This window comes from Chitinophagales bacterium (assembly GCA_041392475.1).
Lineage (GTDB): Bacteria > Bacteroidota > Bacteroidia > Chitinophagales > UBA2359 > JAUHXA01.
Map to the genome: position 1 here is coordinate 872,081 of JAWKLZ010000001.1, position 15,022 is coordinate 887,102.

15 protein-coding genes are annotated in these 15,022 nt (G+C 37.8%); all 15 read right to left on the reverse strand.

Going from position 1 to position 15,022, the window contains the following annotated elements; genetic code table 11:
• Nucleotides 1-11 precede the first annotated feature (11 nt).
• Nucleotides 12-1,949 carry a biotin/lipoyl-containing protein gene (locus R3E32_03235; protein MEZ4883728.1) on the reverse strand — a complete coding sequence of 646 codons (1,938 nt, stop codon included), beginning with the start codon at nucleotides 1,947-1,949 and terminating at the stop codon, nucleotides 12-14.
• 27 nt (nucleotides 1,950-1,976) lie between these two features.
• A complete protein-coding gene (locus tag R3E32_03240) occupies nucleotides 1,977-2,249 on the reverse strand; it encodes an OadG family transporter subunit (GenBank protein MEZ4883729.1) in 273 nt (90 codons plus the stop codon).
• Between the two features lie 353 nt (nucleotides 2,250-2,602).
• Nucleotides 2,603-3,313 carry a M23 family metallopeptidase gene (locus R3E32_03245; GenBank protein MEZ4883730.1) on the reverse strand — a complete coding sequence of 237 codons (711 nt, stop codon included), beginning with the start codon at nucleotides 3,311-3,313 and terminating at the stop codon, nucleotides 2,603-2,605.
• Nucleotides 3,314-3,344: 31 nt separating this feature from the next.
• On the reverse strand, nucleotides 3,345-3,683 hold the full coding sequence (locus R3E32_03250) for a PadR family transcriptional regulator (protein MEZ4883731.1): 339 nt from the start codon (nucleotides 3,681-3,683) through the stop codon (nucleotides 3,345-3,347).
• Between the two features lie 133 nt (nucleotides 3,684-3,816).
• A complete protein-coding gene (hisH, locus tag R3E32_03255) occupies nucleotides 3,817-4,395 on the reverse strand; it encodes an imidazole glycerol phosphate synthase subunit HisH (protein ID MEZ4883732.1) in 579 nt (192 codons plus the stop codon).
• 76 nt (nucleotides 4,396-4,471) lie between these two features.
• Nucleotides 4,472-5,617, reverse strand: coding sequence for a bifunctional histidinol-phosphatase/imidazoleglycerol-phosphate dehydratase HisB (gene hisB, locus R3E32_03260; protein ID MEZ4883733.1), 1,146 nt, complete (start codon nucleotides 5,615-5,617; stop codon nucleotides 4,472-4,474).
• Nucleotides 5,618-5,723: 106 nt separating this feature from the next.
• On the reverse strand, nucleotides 5,724-6,377 hold the full coding sequence (locus tag R3E32_03265) for a hypothetical protein (GenBank protein MEZ4883734.1): 654 nt from the start codon (nucleotides 6,375-6,377) through the stop codon (nucleotides 5,724-5,726).
• A 174-nt stretch (nucleotides 6,378-6,551) separates the two neighbouring features.
• Nucleotides 6,552-7,283, reverse strand: coding sequence for a hypothetical protein (locus R3E32_03270; protein ID MEZ4883735.1), 732 nt, complete (start codon nucleotides 7,281-7,283; stop codon nucleotides 6,552-6,554).
• 8 nt (nucleotides 7,284-7,291) lie between these two features.
• Entirely contained in the window at nucleotides 7,292-8,143 is an 852-nt protein-coding gene (locus R3E32_03275) for a hypothetical protein (GenBank protein ID MEZ4883736.1), read from the reverse strand.
• A 68-nt stretch (nucleotides 8,144-8,211) separates the two neighbouring features.
• Nucleotides 8,212-9,990 carry a hypothetical protein gene (locus R3E32_03280; protein ID MEZ4883737.1) on the reverse strand — a complete coding sequence of 593 codons (1,779 nt, stop codon included), beginning with the start codon at nucleotides 9,988-9,990 and terminating at the stop codon, nucleotides 8,212-8,214.
• Nucleotides 9,991-10,092: 102 nt separating this feature from the next.
• Nucleotides 10,093-11,109: a hypothetical protein gene (locus tag R3E32_03285; GenBank protein ID MEZ4883738.1), complete on the reverse strand. Its 1,017-nt coding sequence runs from the start codon at nucleotides 11,107-11,109 to the stop codon at nucleotides 10,093-10,095.
• A 38-nt stretch (nucleotides 11,110-11,147) separates the two neighbouring features.
• A complete protein-coding gene (locus R3E32_03290; protein MEZ4883739.1) occupies nucleotides 11,148-11,333 on the reverse strand; it encodes a hypothetical protein in 186 nt (61 codons plus the stop codon).
• Nucleotides 11,334-11,568: 235 nt separating this feature from the next.
• Entirely contained in the window at nucleotides 11,569-12,615 is a 1,047-nt protein-coding gene (gene hisC / locus R3E32_03295; GenBank protein MEZ4883740.1) for a histidinol-phosphate transaminase, read from the reverse strand.
• 63 nt (nucleotides 12,616-12,678) lie between these two features.
• The gene (gene hisD, locus R3E32_03300) at nucleotides 12,679-13,959 is read right to left on the reverse strand and encodes a histidinol dehydrogenase (GenBank protein MEZ4883741.1); all 1,281 of its coding nucleotides are present in this window, start codon (nucleotides 13,957-13,959) and stop codon (nucleotides 12,679-12,681) included.
• A 66-nt stretch (nucleotides 13,960-14,025) separates the two neighbouring features.
• A complete protein-coding gene (gene hisG / locus R3E32_03305; GenBank protein ID MEZ4883742.1) occupies nucleotides 14,026-14,886 on the reverse strand; it encodes an ATP phosphoribosyltransferase in 861 nt (286 codons plus the stop codon).
• Nucleotides 14,887-15,022: the final 136 nt, after the last annotated feature.

Here is a 15,022-nt window from a genome sequence, read left to right on the forward strand (position 1 = left end):
AATCCTCAATTTTACATGGGGCTAATTTTCATCAATACATCATCATCTTCCACCTCTTCCCCAGTTTTCACCAATATTTCTGCAATTCGTCCACTTTTGGTTGTTTTCACTGCATTGGATACTTTCATGGCTTCAATATAACCAATTGTATCACCGACCTTTACCATATCTCCAACATTGACTGCGGGATCACTTGGGTTTTTGCGGAGGTAGAAAACACCTTCTAATGGAGCCAAAATATCTTCTAGTTTACCGTTGTTGGTATTGGTAGATTGACCATTGGAGGCAGATTTTTCAATGGCTGGTGGATTCAGGCTTTGTGATACAGGCATTTCCGAACCATCATAAGACACAGTGACGGTAAATTCTTCCTCACCAACTCGTACATTGAGGGTTTTGGGTTGGAAATTTGGCATTGAAGTTTGTGTGTTGGTATCATTTGGTTTTGCAGAAAAAATGCCTTTTGCAGCATCTTCTTGAACTTTGGCTGCAGCCCTTTTTTCTGCCAAATCTTCTTCAAATTTGGCTTTTGCTTCACCCGATTTGTATTTTACATATTCGGTAGGGTGCATCGCATACTCTAATAGTTCTTCATCGTCTTGCCCTAAATCCCATCCTTTTTGTAGCATATCTTGGCGGTAAAACTCCAATTTACTTTTGTAGAGTTCCTGTGGATGTCCTGTATAAAATTCTCGCCCTTGTGCTTTTGCCATTGCCACCAATTCAGGTGCAATTTCACTGGGTAGTTTCCCCGAACGTCCTGTAAGCATGTCCCACACGTCTTCGCCCATGATGCTCCAACGCTCTTTACCTTTTTGCATCTGCATGATATTTGCCAAAGCAGTATTTTTCACATATTGGCTGTAAGGAGTCACCAAAGGTGGATATCCCATTTTGGGCCAAACGTATTCTACCTCTTTGAAAAGTTCCATCAATACTTGGTTTTCGGTGAGGGATTCTTTGTTAAATTTCTCGCGACTTTTGTTGATGCTTTTGGCTCGGGGCGGCAAATCTGCCATCAAACTCCCCATCATGCCGCCTGGAAGCCCTGGACCGATAAGCAGTGAACTCATGTAGCGGTTTTGAGGATCAATGTAATAGCCCAAGAAGTCATCAATAAATTCTTGTGTCAATCGCCGAGTTTCCATATAGGCTTCTTGGTTGATTGGCGGAAGGCTAAAGCCTGCATCTTTGAGCATTTCGTGGATTGTGAGCAAGTCCGCATGACCTGTTCCCCACGAAAGCGGTTCCATGCCTACGTCAATGATATCTGCACCAGCTCTAGCAGCTTCCAATGAACTGGCTACCGAAAAACCTGGTGTAGAATGGCCATGGTATTGAATCAATATCTTCGGAAAAGCATCCTTGATACCTTTCACAATTTTTCCAATCGAAACAGGTCGACCAATTCCCGCCATGTCTTTGATACAAATTTCATCAGCACCTCCTTCAATTAGTTCTTTGCCCAGATTGATGTAGTATTCAACGGTATGTACTTTGGAGTGGGTGATACTCAAGGCAGCTTGGGCAATCATTCCACCTTCTTTGGCATAGCGAATAGAGTCAATTATGTTTCGAGCATCGTTCAAACCGTCAAAAGAACGAGAAATATCTGTTCCTTGCTTCTTTTTGACTTTGAACATCAACTTGCGAACATCGGCAGAAACTGGACTCATTCGAATACCATTTAGTCCTCTTTCGAGCATGTGTGTCTGTATTCCTGCTTTGTTGAAGGGAGCTGTCCATGCTCTCACTGCTTTGTTGGGATTTTCTCCAAAAAGTAGGTTAATTTGTTCAAAACCACCACCATTTGTTTCTATTCTCGCAAAACAACCCATTTCGATAATAGGCTCTGCAACTCTTACCAACTGGTCAACTCGTGGCATGTATTTTCCAGATGATTGCCACATATCTCTATAAACAAGACTTAATTGAATCTCGCGACCCATATATTGAATTTTTATTTTATTTTGAAATCACTTTTTGCGCTCAATTTTCACAACTTGTGCCTTACCTTCTGAAACCATTTCTACTGCTGCTACAATGGCTGCAATTTTTGAAGAAGGTATCGCCGTTCCTTTGTCATTAGTCGGCAAATAAGATTTAGACCGTTCGATTGGAGCGGGTACATATTTATTAACCAAACGAATAAGCACATTTCCACTGACTACCACCAAAAATAAAATGATGAAAACGGTAATCATACCAATCAACAACAGTGTAAGAGCGGAATATAAAGTTTCAGGCATTTTGTTTAGAAATTTGCGGGAAAGTTACGCATAATCGCTTAACGAATTAAATTACTTGGTAAAAATTGAAGCAAAACTATATTATTTTGCCCAAAAAAAAAGCCTCACCGAATCACCAGTGAGGCTCAATCAAAAACCATTTTTAACCCTAAAAACCTAAAAAATCTTGAAAAACTAATCCAAATTGATAAAGAGTTTTTCACTCTTTGTGGGTATATAACTCCTTTGAGGTCAGTTTTGTTCTAGTAAAACCAAATAGAACAGTCAGTGAATCGACATTTTTAGTTTCTTAACAGATTATGAAATGAACAATTAAAAATATGGCTTCAATACTGACTACTAAATCAAGGTCTTCAAAAGAAATCAAGCGGATCAACAGGCTCCTCGTTTTTCAAAACTTCATAGTGTAAATGCGGTGCAGTAGAAGCTCCTGAATTACCTGAATACGCTATCAACTGCCCTTTTTTAACCATCACACCTGCCTCAACAGCAAAACCTGATAAGTTGGCATACACTGTTTTGTATTCTGAATCGTGTTGTAAAATCAAGTGATTACCATGTCCTTCCTTGTCTTCAATAACTGCCTTCACCTCCCCATCAGCTGTTGCATAAATGGGTGTTCCTAAAGCTGCTTTGAAGTCAATACCTTTATGAAAGGCTTCTTTCTTCAAAAAAGGGTGCATCCTCATTCCAAAATGACTCGTCACTTTCACCTCTTTACCAAGAGGGTGCATACTCGGTGCATTTTGAGCATACATATTGAAAGTCAAGAAAACTACAATCGCCATAAATGTTGTGGCAGTCAATGCTGTTAATCTTCGCATGATGTATTTTTTATGTGTTAATAAATGAAGTGTTTCCGTTTGAATATGTTTTATTCCTTCAACACCAAATGCTGCTATCACCTCTTGGTAAGTGACTTCAAAAGTTTCACCATTTGTGTGTTTCGATTCAATGGCACAACAGATGTGGTCAAGCAGTTCACCCTTCAATGGATGATACGTCAAACCTCTCTGCTGCAAATCCCTCGCTATCCAGTCTATTTGTTTATCAGAAAGTTCCATATCATTTCACTTATTTGTTCATCCAGTCATTTCAACTGACTTCCAATTTAAACTCCAGTAACTTTTGCATGGTCTTCACAAAATCTGCAAATTCCTGAACTTTATCGACTACCGCAACTTTGCCCGTTTCTGTCAATCGGTAATATTTACGAACTCGTTTACCGATAAAAACCTCCTCTGTTACCAACAATCCTTCTGCTTCCAGTTTGTGCAAAGTGGGATACAATGCACCTTCGGTCAATACAATTTCGTCTTTGGTGCGGGTTTTTACCTCTTGTGTAATTTGGTAGCCATACATGCGACCTTGTTCGGCAAGTAGCTTTAAAACAATCGTTCGAAGTGTTCCTTTGAGTAGTTCTTTTGAATACATAGGACAAAAATACATTAGATTCTTAGGTATTGCAAATATATTTTCGCCTCTCCAAATAAAAGTTTTTTTATTAGGGCTGTAATGTGTGTTACTTTTTTTATAAAAAACTGTTTATCAGCGAAAGGTGTGATAGTTAGAGCTCTAAAAAATTCTTCAATATCTCCTCTCCTACTTTGCCAGATTTTTCGGGGTGAAATTGAGTAGCAAAAAAATTGTCCTTGCGAATCGCAGCACTAAAAGGGGTGATGTAGTCACATTCTGCAATGGTGTAAAACCCCTTTTCGACATAATAACTGTGTACAAAATATACATACTCCGACTCCAATGCAGCGTGAAACAATGGATTTTGAAGCCCATAAATACTGTTCCATCCAATATGTGGCACCTTCAATTTGGGTTCAAATTTGACCACTTTTTGCGGAAATACGCCCAAACATTTCGTATCTCCTTCCTCCGAATAGTCACACAACAACTGCATTCCCAAGCAAATCCCCAAAACGGGCTGCTTCAAATCGGGAATCAATTGGTCTAAACCTTTCGACCGCAGGTTTTGCATTGTTGTGCTTGCTTCTCCAACGCCTGGAAAAATCACCTTATCCGATGCTCGAATCACCTCCAAATCATCTGTCAAAACCGCCTCAATACCTAATCGCTGCATCGCAAACAGGACAGATTGTACATTTCCAGCATTGTAGTTGATAATTGTAATCATGGTTTTTTTGTTGTGTTAAGGTGTTGAAGTGTTAAAATATTAATAATCTTTGTATCTTACTTCCTACCTCCTGCATCTATAAAATCCCCTTCGTACTCGGCAATTCGTCCGTTCCATCTTTCTGAACCGCCATTTTTATCGCCTTTGCAAAAGCCTTGAATGTCGCTTCAATTTTGTGGTGTTCATTTTTACCTTCTACTTTGATATTCAAATTACATTGTGCATTATCTGAAAAAGACTTAAAGAAATGCTCAAACATTTCGGTGGGCATCCCTCCTACTTTTTCTCGGTGAAAATCAGCTTTCCAGACGAGCCAAGGGCGACCACTAAAATCAATCGCCACTTGCGCCAAAGCCTCATCCATTGGCAGCAAAAAATGACCATAGCGATTGATTCCCCGCTTGTCGCCCAATGCTTCCCGAAAAGCTTGTCCAATCGTAATCGCCACATCTTCAATCGTATGGTGTTCGTCAATGTGTAAATCTCCCGTTGCCTTCACCGTCAAATTGCAGCCGCTGTGTTTCGCCAATTGATCGAGCATGTGGTCAAAAAATCCAATTCCCGTATCATTGTCTGCCTTGCCTTCACCGTCAAATTCTAAGCTGATAGTAATATCAGTTTCATTGGTTTTTCGATGAATAGTAGCTTTTCTTTCTTGTGAATTTTGCGACTTCAAGAACGTATAAATATCCTTCCAATCTTTCACCGTTGCAGCGCAGGTTTCCACTAAATCCTTTGATTGAAGGGTCAATTCTCCTTCAAAATCACTCATATCGCTTATCCAAATCCCCTTTGCACCGAGATTTTTCGCCAATTCTATGTCGCTCAATCGGTCGCCTATCACAAAAGAGTTCTTCAAATCGTATTGTTTACTGTTCATGTATTGCGTCAATAAACCCGTTTTAGGCTTTCGAGTAGGGGTATTGTCTTCTGGGAACGAACGGTCTATCAATACCTCTTTGAAGTAAATTCCTTCATTGGTCAATGCTTTCATCATTTTATTGTGAGCAGGCCAAAAGGTATCTTCCGAAAAACTTTCTGTTCCCAAACCATCCTGATTTGTGACCATCACCAATTCATAGTCCATTTCCTGCACTATCTTCGACAAATACCAAAACATCCTCGGCAAATATTCCAACTTTTCGAGTGAATCCACCTGAAAATCTACTGGCGGCTCAATTATCAATGTCCCATCTCTGTCTATAAAAAGTATTTTTTGCATATTTTTTTCTTTTGTGGTCATAATTCTATCAAACGATGGTATGGATAGTTGGGTTCAAAAAAAAATGGCTTACCACAAATTTGGCAAGCCGTTTTCGATGGATAAACTACTGTATCTCCTGCAATATCTTCAATTCTTCTGCTTCTTGCATCTTATGAGTAGCAAACTCCAAAGGTTCAAGTTCGGAATCAAAATGTACATGGGTGAAATGACCATTGACCACATACACCCACTTTCCATTCGTAAAGCCAAACCCAATAGCATCCAATGTTCGGTTGCGGATATGCACTTCATCGGGTTTTACTCCTCGCCGCATAAACCAAAAGTCAATGCGTTCTTTGTCGTCTATCACCTGATGAAAGTCTTTTCCGATGGCAACAATACGGTTTATCGTATGTTCCCAATAAAAAGGGCCTACCCCTGCATTATAACTAATGTTTTTATTTCCTATTGATAGATTTTCTCCTTCAAAAAAATCGTAATCCAACATTCTTCCTGTCATCGTATCATCATGCCCTTTAAACATGAGGCGATAAGAAGTAGTTCTTTCTCTATTTTTAAGTTCCTCTTTTCTGTGATAAAAATGCAAATAAAAATCCCCTTGAAGATCTATGTATTTGAAATGTAAATCAACCCTTACTCTACATTTACCTTTAGTTGTATTAGCTCCAACGCCATTGAATGTTTTCCCAATCAGTCCACTGAAACTGTCAGGCAACAATTCTGAAACAAAGGTTTGTTTTTCGATTGTTTTTTCCATTTTTTAACAAAATTCGATTTCACCAAAATATATACGAAAAACGGCTTGCCGCAATTATGGCAAGCCGTTTTCGATTGATAACATTATCTTTTATTTCCAAATATACGTCAATCTCTGTTTAATTTAAATGAATACAAAGCGCAATGATAAATATTTGTCGAATATCAAGATTTTTTACTCAATCGTATCTAAAAGCTTGTAAATAGGCTCATAAATCAACCGATTTCGAGGTAAATCAAGCCTTTCATCTATCCATTCTATTCCATTCAAAGCAAGGCCTTTGTATTCCCAATCCTTCCAATCTATTTCCCTAATTTTATACGTTCTTCTATATAAAAAATCTCGTACAATATCGAAATGTCCTGCGTCAATAAGGAAACACCCTCTATCATCTGTTCTGACCATTATACATATCCAATCATCTACTGACAAAAACACCAATATCTCATCGGACTCTAAATAATCTCTTGGTCTCTCTATCAAAGTATTACTAGAAGCATCAAAAGAGTTTCCTGAAAAATCAAGTATGTTTTCTGGTTGATGCCAACGTTTTTTTCCATATACCAAGACTTTGCCTACTTTAAATTTGCTTCCTGTAACAAAAAATTGGGCAAGTTCTTTGGTATCTTCATATCCAAAATCTTGCTTTTTCACTTGCAATGGATGATACATTTCAAAAGACGAAGTCTCCCCTATATCTTTGTTCTCAAGAATAAATTTTACTCCATCTCTACTATGTGTACGAACAAATAAACAACTGCTAGAAACTGTTACAGACAAAAATTTATTTGAAGAAGCATTTATATCTGATACTCTGCCATTCAGAATAATATCTTCTCCAATCAGTTCCTTCAATAATTGTTTCCCTTCTGTGCTAATTTTCTTTTTGATATTGTGTCTATCCACTACCGTATTTATTTCTCAAAAAACATTCGATAATTGGAATACTTCATAGAATCAAAACGCTCAACTCCCTGTTCTGAAAATTGATACAGTAATCTTGTTCTTGGCACGGTTGTTTTATTCGCCAATTCTCGTTTTTTTCTATCCTCTTCCCATTGTTCTTCACTCCAACCCATTTCCTCCCAAATTTCTTCTGCACTCTTTTCTTCCTCTCCAAAACCCAGTATTAATTCATCTTTTCGGTAAAAGTTGTTCGTATAATTAGGATTATTTTCATAGTCTTTCGTGATTCCAAATGAAACATCACCTCTACTTCCTCCTATCAGTAGTTGGTCTCCTAATTCGTTTTCAATTATTATAATATTTGTAGTCAGCAAATAATCATACACTTTTTGTGGTTTCTCTTCACTTGGAAAATCCTTAAAATAATTATCTATATTCCTCTTTTGCCACTTGCAGATACGATTCTCACCATATATTTTTATTTGTTTTACAACAAAATGATGTTGATAAAACCTATTTGGTAAAACAATAACATTGTTTCCTTCAAATAAACAACTATCAAAATAGTCTTTATATTCCATTTTCATTTCAAAATTCCTCAATCCAATATTCGTATAACATAATTCATCCATCAATATTTCATTCATTTTGTAGTAACACCAAAATATACAAACGAATATTTCATCTCCTTTCTTGAAATAAAGCATTAATTTATTACAGTAAAAATAATGCGTGTCCCTCATGCTATCTTTATGTAAACTCATCTTATTATTTTTTATACCAATAAGCTTACCCTGAATAATTTTTTCAAGTCCCTTTACTTGGAATGAGTTTAATGGATGCCTATTTTCTAAAATCATATCTTTCTAATTAAAATAGCTGCATATCAATGAATTGAGATGCAGCTATAAAGTTAATGAAAAATTATTTAACCTGGCATTTGCCTGAATTTGTACAGTGCAGTTACATTTTCTCCCATTGCACCGTCTATAGGAGGACCTGAACATCCAGGAATATTACACTTATATATTGCGATAGTGGGTCCATTCGTTGACCCTGAAACGGGATACCAATTGATAAAAATATCTCCAATTTGAATATAAAATCCCGCTTGACCATCAGATACTGCTGCACCTACACCAAAATCTTCAGCCAAATCATCAAACACCTCCTTAAGGTTTATCCCAGTTAGGTTTATACCTTTATTACCTGTCCAATCCATATTCTCCAAAAAACTGAAATTTTTGTTTAAAGCATTGAATATTTTACTAACTATATCTCCTCCGACCTCTTTTATCATCTCATTAAACTTACCCCAAATAAAGCGAACTTTTTGAAATAATCTCCCTGATGTAAATAAAGCTCGTAAGCCTTTTAAATGAGGGCTGTTTTGAAAAGCTGAATTAGTGATTGTCTTAATAAACTCTTGATAATCCCTATTATTTATAGCTCTCATTCCTTCAATAACATCTTCTGCAATAGTTATTTTAGCATTTTTCTTAGCAAATTCAATAATTGCTTCTATTACTAACTCCTTCATTATTTCCCACATCCAAGGCGACATAGAAGCGAATTCAGCTACAAATTCTGCATATCCGGGGTCTGTAGCTAATAAATACTCATGAAATGCTTGCTCAGGATCAGGAATAAAAGCGGGATTTGTAGAATCGAGGTACTCTATAAAATCCAATATCATTTCCTGCTCATCGCCTGTAAGTTCAAGGTTAAATACTCCCAATTGAGCCAATGCTTTATTAATTACCCTATCTTCAAAACCATTCAAAGCATCATTGAAATTAGGGTCAAATTCTGATTCATCTTCAAAATCGGGGTCAGATCCGTTACCGTCGTCATGAGGGTTAAAACTTCCTCCACCTCCGCTGCCACTATTCCCTCCACTGCCTGTATCTGAATTTCCTGTTGTTCCGCCTGGGCCCCCGACATCAGGAGTTATATGTAAGATGGTAATTATAGTCCCACTACCACTACTACCATTAAACATATTTTCACAGCTACATGTAATAGAGAAGTAAACAAACATAGTGTATTGTGGGCTACCTCCTGAATTAGAATTACTCAAGTTAAAATCTTGAATTTGAATTCCACTAATAGAGCTACTCTCCGCTTTTAGTGGGTCAAATATTCTTTCATCATACGTGTAATACAAACCTTTTTTTGCTTCCAAAGTATTCACCAATTCCGTATCCAAATTCAATTGACTAATTGTAGTCGAATCGGTTATAAAATCAGCATAATCTCTACTCAAAACATTGAAATAATAATTACTGTCTATCTTCAATGTCATCAAAATAGAATTGGTTTCACCTCCATCTAAAAACGCAAAAGGAGTAAGCCCAATAGACACATTTGGAGCATTTACAAAATCCTTATGCAAGGTACTTTTGCTCCAAATTGGATATCCAATCAATTCTGTAGTTCGAGTCACAAACTCATGTGCATTATTCTCTTTAGAGAGTTCATGTATAATCTCTTGAAGTAGAGAATCACTGACTGTTTGATTATCATTTGCAGCAGAAGGATTGACGTTGGGGTTGTTATTCACTGCAAAATAGGGGTCGAAAAAATCTAAGGCATTTTCAGCAGCCGTTTTTGAAAAACTTAGAATAGGACGTTCAGTAGAAGGCGTATCATCAGCAATTTCATCTTTCTGACAGGCATTCGTTACAAATAAAAGACTTGCAAACAACAGCCATAACTTAGGAATGCTGTTTGTTGTTTGTTGTTTGTTTAATAAATTTTCTCAGTTTTTTCATTTTAATAATTTTGGGGTGCATCCCAAATTGTCGCCTTATGCTTGTTTTTTATATAATTCAAGTTCCTTTGCTTGTATCAATTTTATAAGTTCATGCCATTGTTGATTCATATTCATAAGTCTCAAATCAATAATTTTCTGTGCACCATCTAAAGTCCATCTTTGTCCCGATTGTTTCAATCTTTTTTGAATAACTGTTCGGTGAGCAGATTCGATTGCTCCCGAACCTATAAATAAACCTGTGTCTCTAAAAGTTTTATACATCATGCGAAACTCATTGTTTCTCAAATAGTTTAGCAGGCTATTTCGTTCTTTTTCAGATTTTTGTGCACGTTTTTCTAACTCTTCAATCCCTTTTATAACGACACTAATTTCATCATTGAGTAAAGCATTTTTTTGTTTGTTCAACCAATTTTTTTGCTCTTCTATTGTTTTGTAATACAGTTTAGCAAATTTACTTAAATGCTCTGCTGCATGATAAAAATCAAGGATTTGTGTAGCTTTAGGATAAGACTCTTCTACCCAATTCCAAATCCAAGGTGCTCCATCTGCAACAAAAACAAGTCGTTCATTTATCGGCGATAATATATCTACTAATGGCTCAAATTTACACAGGAAATCTTTATGACTACCCAAATGTGCAGCATAGATAGATTGCTTTAGCCAACAATGATTCTTATCTAATTCATAGTGGTCAAGGTCTGTAAATATACGCCCTAACTTTACTTCTTTCCAATCATTCCCTTTTTCTCCTTCACGAGTTTGAAGCATACCCCCATCTATCATAGAATAGACAAGCCCCTCTTGTTCAACACTCTCTTTTAGAGACTCACTTAGTTTTCTTTGAGCAACTGGTAAAACAGGTTTCACACTTTGAAGTTCTGATGCGTAATACTTCGTAACTCGCTCTGTTTGACTACGATTCGTTTCTATACGTAGATATTTTTCTAAGTCACACACCGCTGCGCTATAGTTATCCGATTGACCAGCATAAGCTTGTAACTCTTGAAGATAAGGGCTTACTTGAAAGCCATTGATACCATTACTCCACATATGCGTTTTGGCGATAGCGATAGAGCCAAATCGACTTGCTATTGTTTTTTTTTACGACGGTCTTCTCCTGGTTTACTTATACTACTTTCTAATAAATCTTGTCCAAATTTCAGTATCACTCCCTCAAACCCCTTTTCATAGTCATAAAAACTTTCTTCTTTTTTCAAAGATTCAAATGATGCCCAATAAGATAAAGCCAATTCTAAATATTCTTCCTTTGTCATATTTTTATTGATTTAGTGCCTCAAAAATAGCTTTTTTTAGCTTCTGCGACAATTTGGGATGCACCCTAATTTTGTGAAATGAATAATGGGTTTAAAACAATATTTTCATCAATCGATTGTGAACCACAAATCTATTTACTATTTTAATAATAAAAAAAAAATTATTTGTATAAAAAATGAAACTTTATTTTGTGTAACAGATGTTTATTCTATTCTCAAAAAAAAAAATTATTTGTCATAATTCCTTACCCACATATCCCGCCAAAGCCGCCAAAACCTCCAAATTCTCCGTCTCCGTCCCAACCGTTATTCGCAAACACCCTTCACACAAAACCACTTTCGAGCGATTACGAACGATAATTCCCTTTGAAGTCAAATAATCGTACAATTCCTGAGCCGCTTTCACCTTCACCAACAAAAAATTGGCATCAGAAGCATGGACTTTTTCCACAAAAGAAAACTGCTGCAATGCCCTCGTCAGTACATTTCGCTCGTGCAAAATAGCATTGCGCTCCTTTCTATACCGATCCACATTCTGCATGGCCCTCAGTGCCGCATTTTGAGTCAATCGGTTCACATTATAAGGCGGTTTCACTTTGTTCAAAACGTCAATAATCTCCTCAGACGCAAAAGCCATTCCCAAGCGAATACCTGCCAAACCCCATGCCTTAGAAAAAGTCTGCATCACCACCAAATTCACGTATTTCTTCAACAAATACACACAACTTGCTTCTGATGCAAAATCTATGTAGGCCTCGTCCACCACTACAATCCCTTCAAAACCCTCCAACAACGCTTCAATTGCTTCCAAAGTAAAACAATTTCCAGTGGGATTGTTGGGGCTGCAAACAAATAACAACTTGGTATTGTCTTTCACTGCCTCCAAAATTGCTTTTACATCCAATTGGTAATCAGCAGTCAACAAAACCCTTTGTACTTCCACATCCGAAATTGCCGCCGAAACTTCATACATTCCATAAGTCGGTGGCAAAACCATGATGGCATCCTTTCTCGGCTCACAAAAAATGCGAATCAACAGGTCAATCACCTCATCACTACCGTTTCCCAAAAATATACTTTGAATTACAATGTTCTTTAACTTGGAAATTTCTGATTTCACTTTCCATTGAAGTGGGTCGGGATACCGATTCAAACCTGTATCGAATGGATTTTCATTGGCATCCAAAAAAACATTTGCTTTTCCTTTGAACTCACTTCGAGCAGAAGAATAAGCAGTCATTTTTTGGATATTGGGGCGAATAAGATGCTGTATTGTATTCATGTTATTTTTTTTGTTGAAATTTTACATAGAATACAAAAATTTTAAAAACTTTTGTATTCTCAATTATCCAATTCTCCGAATTTCCACCGCCTTCTGATGTCCCATCAACTCCTCCGCCAAAGCCATCGTTTCCACCGTTGCAGCGATGTTCTGCAATCCTTTGGGAGTCAATTCTTGGAAGGTGATTTTTTTGACAAAAGAATCCAGTGATACCCCACTAAACGCCTTGGCAAAACCATTGGTCGGCAAAGTATGATTCGTACCAGAAGCATAGTCACCAACCGATTCGGGAGAATAATTGCCGATAAAAACAGAACCAGCATTGACCACTTTTTCTGCAAAATCTCGTGCATTTTGAAGCGACACAATCAAATGTTCAGGGGCATATTCGTTCACCATTTCCAAAGCCGCTTCTCTATCTTCTGCAATGATTGCCAAGCTATTCTGCAATGCCTTTGCAGCAATGTCCTTGCGGGGCAAAACCTCCAATTGACGATTGATTTCAAACTGAACGTTCCGCACCAATTCTTCTTCAAAAGCCACCAAAACCACCTGACTATCCGCCCCATGCTCGGCTTGCGACAACAAATCCGCCGCCACAAAAGCAGCAACAGCCGTTTCGTCCGCCACTACCATCACCTCCGAAGGGCCTGCGGGCATATCAATCGCAATGCCCTCTTTCGTAACCAACTGTTTGGCGAGGGTGACATATTGATTCCCTGGCCCAAAAATCTTATACACAGCAGGAATGCTTTCCGTTCCGTAAGCCATTGCCGCAATCGCTTGAACGCCACCTACTTTGAAGACTTTGGAGATACCTACGAGTTTTGCAGCATACAAGATAGCAGGATGCAAAGTACCGTCTTTTCGAGGAGGCGAACACAAAATCACCTCCTCACATTCCGCTATTTTTGCAGGTATTCCCAGCATCAAAACCGTTGAAAACAAAGGAGCTGTACCACCAGGAATGTACAAACCCACTTTTTGAATCCCCACACTTTTGCGCCAACAGCGAATGCCTTCCATGGTTTCGATGACTTCAATGGAAGCTGTTTTTTGGCTTTGGTGAAACCGTTCAATATTGCTCTTTGCAGTTTGAATCGCTTGCTTCAAATCCTCCGCAACTTGCTGTTCCGCCGCTTCAAATTCTGCCGTACTTACCTGCAATGTGTCCAAAATTACTCCATCAAACAACTCCGTAAATCGTATGACCGACTCCTCTCCTTTTGCCTTCACTTCCTCCAAAATCTGACTGACCTTGTCCTCCAAATCCGAATAATCCATTGAAGGTCTTTGAAGGATTTTTTGCAGTTCCTTTGATTTGGGTTTTATGTATAGTTTCATTTTTTTGTTTTAAAAATTTATGTCACAGCGATTTAAATCACCACTACAAAAAGGTCTATTTTCATTTCACAGTATCATCTTCTCAATCGGAATCACCAAAATCCCTTGACCCCCAGCTTCCCGCAATCGGTCAATCACCTCCCAAAATTCATCCTCTGCAATCACCGAATGAACCGAACTCCAACCCGCTTCTGCCAAAGGCATAATCGTAGGTGATTTCATACCAGGTAAGATTGTTTTGATTATTTCGAGCGCATCGTTGGGTGCATTGAGTAGAATGTATTTATTCTTATTGGCTTTTTGTACTGCTTTGATTCTGAACAACAATTTGTCCAAAATTTGCTGTTTCGTGGATTCTAATTTTCTGTTGGCAATCAAAACAGCCTCTGACTTCAAAATCACCTCTACTTCCTTCAATCCATTGCTAAACAGCGTACTACCCGAACTTACCAAATCTGCAATCGCATCCGCCAGACCAATACCCGGCGCAATTTCGACCGAGCCGCTGATTTTGTGAATGTCTGCGGTCACGCCCTTCTTTTGAAGATAATCACCCAAAATCTGAGGATAAGATGTGGCTATTTTTTTGTCTTGAAAATAGGTGATGTCTGTAAACGTTTCACTTTTAGGAATTGCTAAAGATAGACGGCATTTTCCAAAACCCAAGCTCCAAACGACCTTTGCTTCTTTGCTTTCTTCATAAACCACATTTTCCCCCACAATACCGATGTCGGCAGTTCCGTCTTCGACATATTGCGGAATATCATCGTCACGTAAGTACAAGATATCCAAAGGGAAATTAACGGCTGGTGCAATGAGTTTGTTTTTGCCGTTTTTGATTTGAATACCACATTCTTCCAAGAGTTGTCTGGAATCTTCACTGAGTCTACCCGATTTTTGAATGGCAATTTTTAGTTTTTGCTGCATTGTTGAAGTCAATTTTTTGCATAAAAAAAACGGCTTACCGCAATTGGTAAGCCGTTTTCGATGAATAAAAATTAAATTTTTCTATCTCAAAACATACGTCAGCCACCTTTTGCTTCAATGGAATGCAAAGTGCAAT

Excerpts from the sequence above, each read along its gene's own strand:
- R3E32_03290 (MEZ4883739.1), bottom strand. The coding sequence starts at position 11,333 with ATGACAAAGGAAGAATATTTAGAATTGGCTTTATCTTATTGGGCATCA.
- R3E32_03285 (MEZ4883738.1), bottom strand. The coding sequence starts at position 11,109 with ATGTGGAGTAATGGTATCAATGGCTTTCAAGTAAGCCCTTATCTTCAA.
- R3E32_03275 (MEZ4883736.1), bottom strand. The coding sequence starts at position 8,143 with ATGATTTTAGAAAATAGGCATCCATTAAACTCATTCCAAGTAAAGGGA.
- hisG (MEZ4883742.1), bottom strand. The coding sequence starts at position 14,886 with ATGCAGCAAAAACTAAAAATTGCCATTCAAAAATCGGGTAGACTCAGT.
- hisC (MEZ4883740.1), bottom strand. The coding sequence starts at position 12,615 with ATGAATACAATACAGCATCTTATTCGCCCCAATATCCAAAAAATGACT.
- hisH (MEZ4883732.1), bottom strand. The coding sequence starts at position 4,395 with ATGATTACAATTATCAACTACAATGCTGGAAATGTACAATCTGTCCTG.
- R3E32_03240 (MEZ4883729.1), bottom strand. The coding sequence starts at position 2,249 with ATGCCTGAAACTTTATATTCCGCTCTTACACTGTTGTTGATTGGTATG.
- hisD (MEZ4883741.1), bottom strand. The coding sequence starts at position 13,959 with ATGAAACTATACATAAAACCCAAATCAAAGGAACTGCAAAAAATCCTT.
- hisB (MEZ4883733.1), bottom strand. The coding sequence starts at position 5,617 with ATGCAAAAAATACTTTTTATAGACAGAGATGGGACATTGATAATTGAG.
- R3E32_03235 (MEZ4883728.1), bottom strand. The coding sequence starts at position 1,949 with ATGGGTCGCGAGATTCAATTAAGTCTTGTTTATAGAGATATGTGGCAA.
- R3E32_03245 (MEZ4883730.1), bottom strand. The coding sequence starts at position 3,313 with ATGGAACTTTCTGATAAACAAATAGACTGGATAGCGAGGGATTTGCAG.
- R3E32_03265 (MEZ4883734.1), bottom strand. The coding sequence starts at position 6,377 with ATGGAAAAAACAATCGAAAAACAAACCTTTGTTTCAGAATTGTTGCCT.
- R3E32_03250 (MEZ4883731.1), bottom strand. The coding sequence starts at position 3,683 with ATGTATTCAAAAGAACTACTCAAAGGAACACTTCGAACGATTGTTTTA.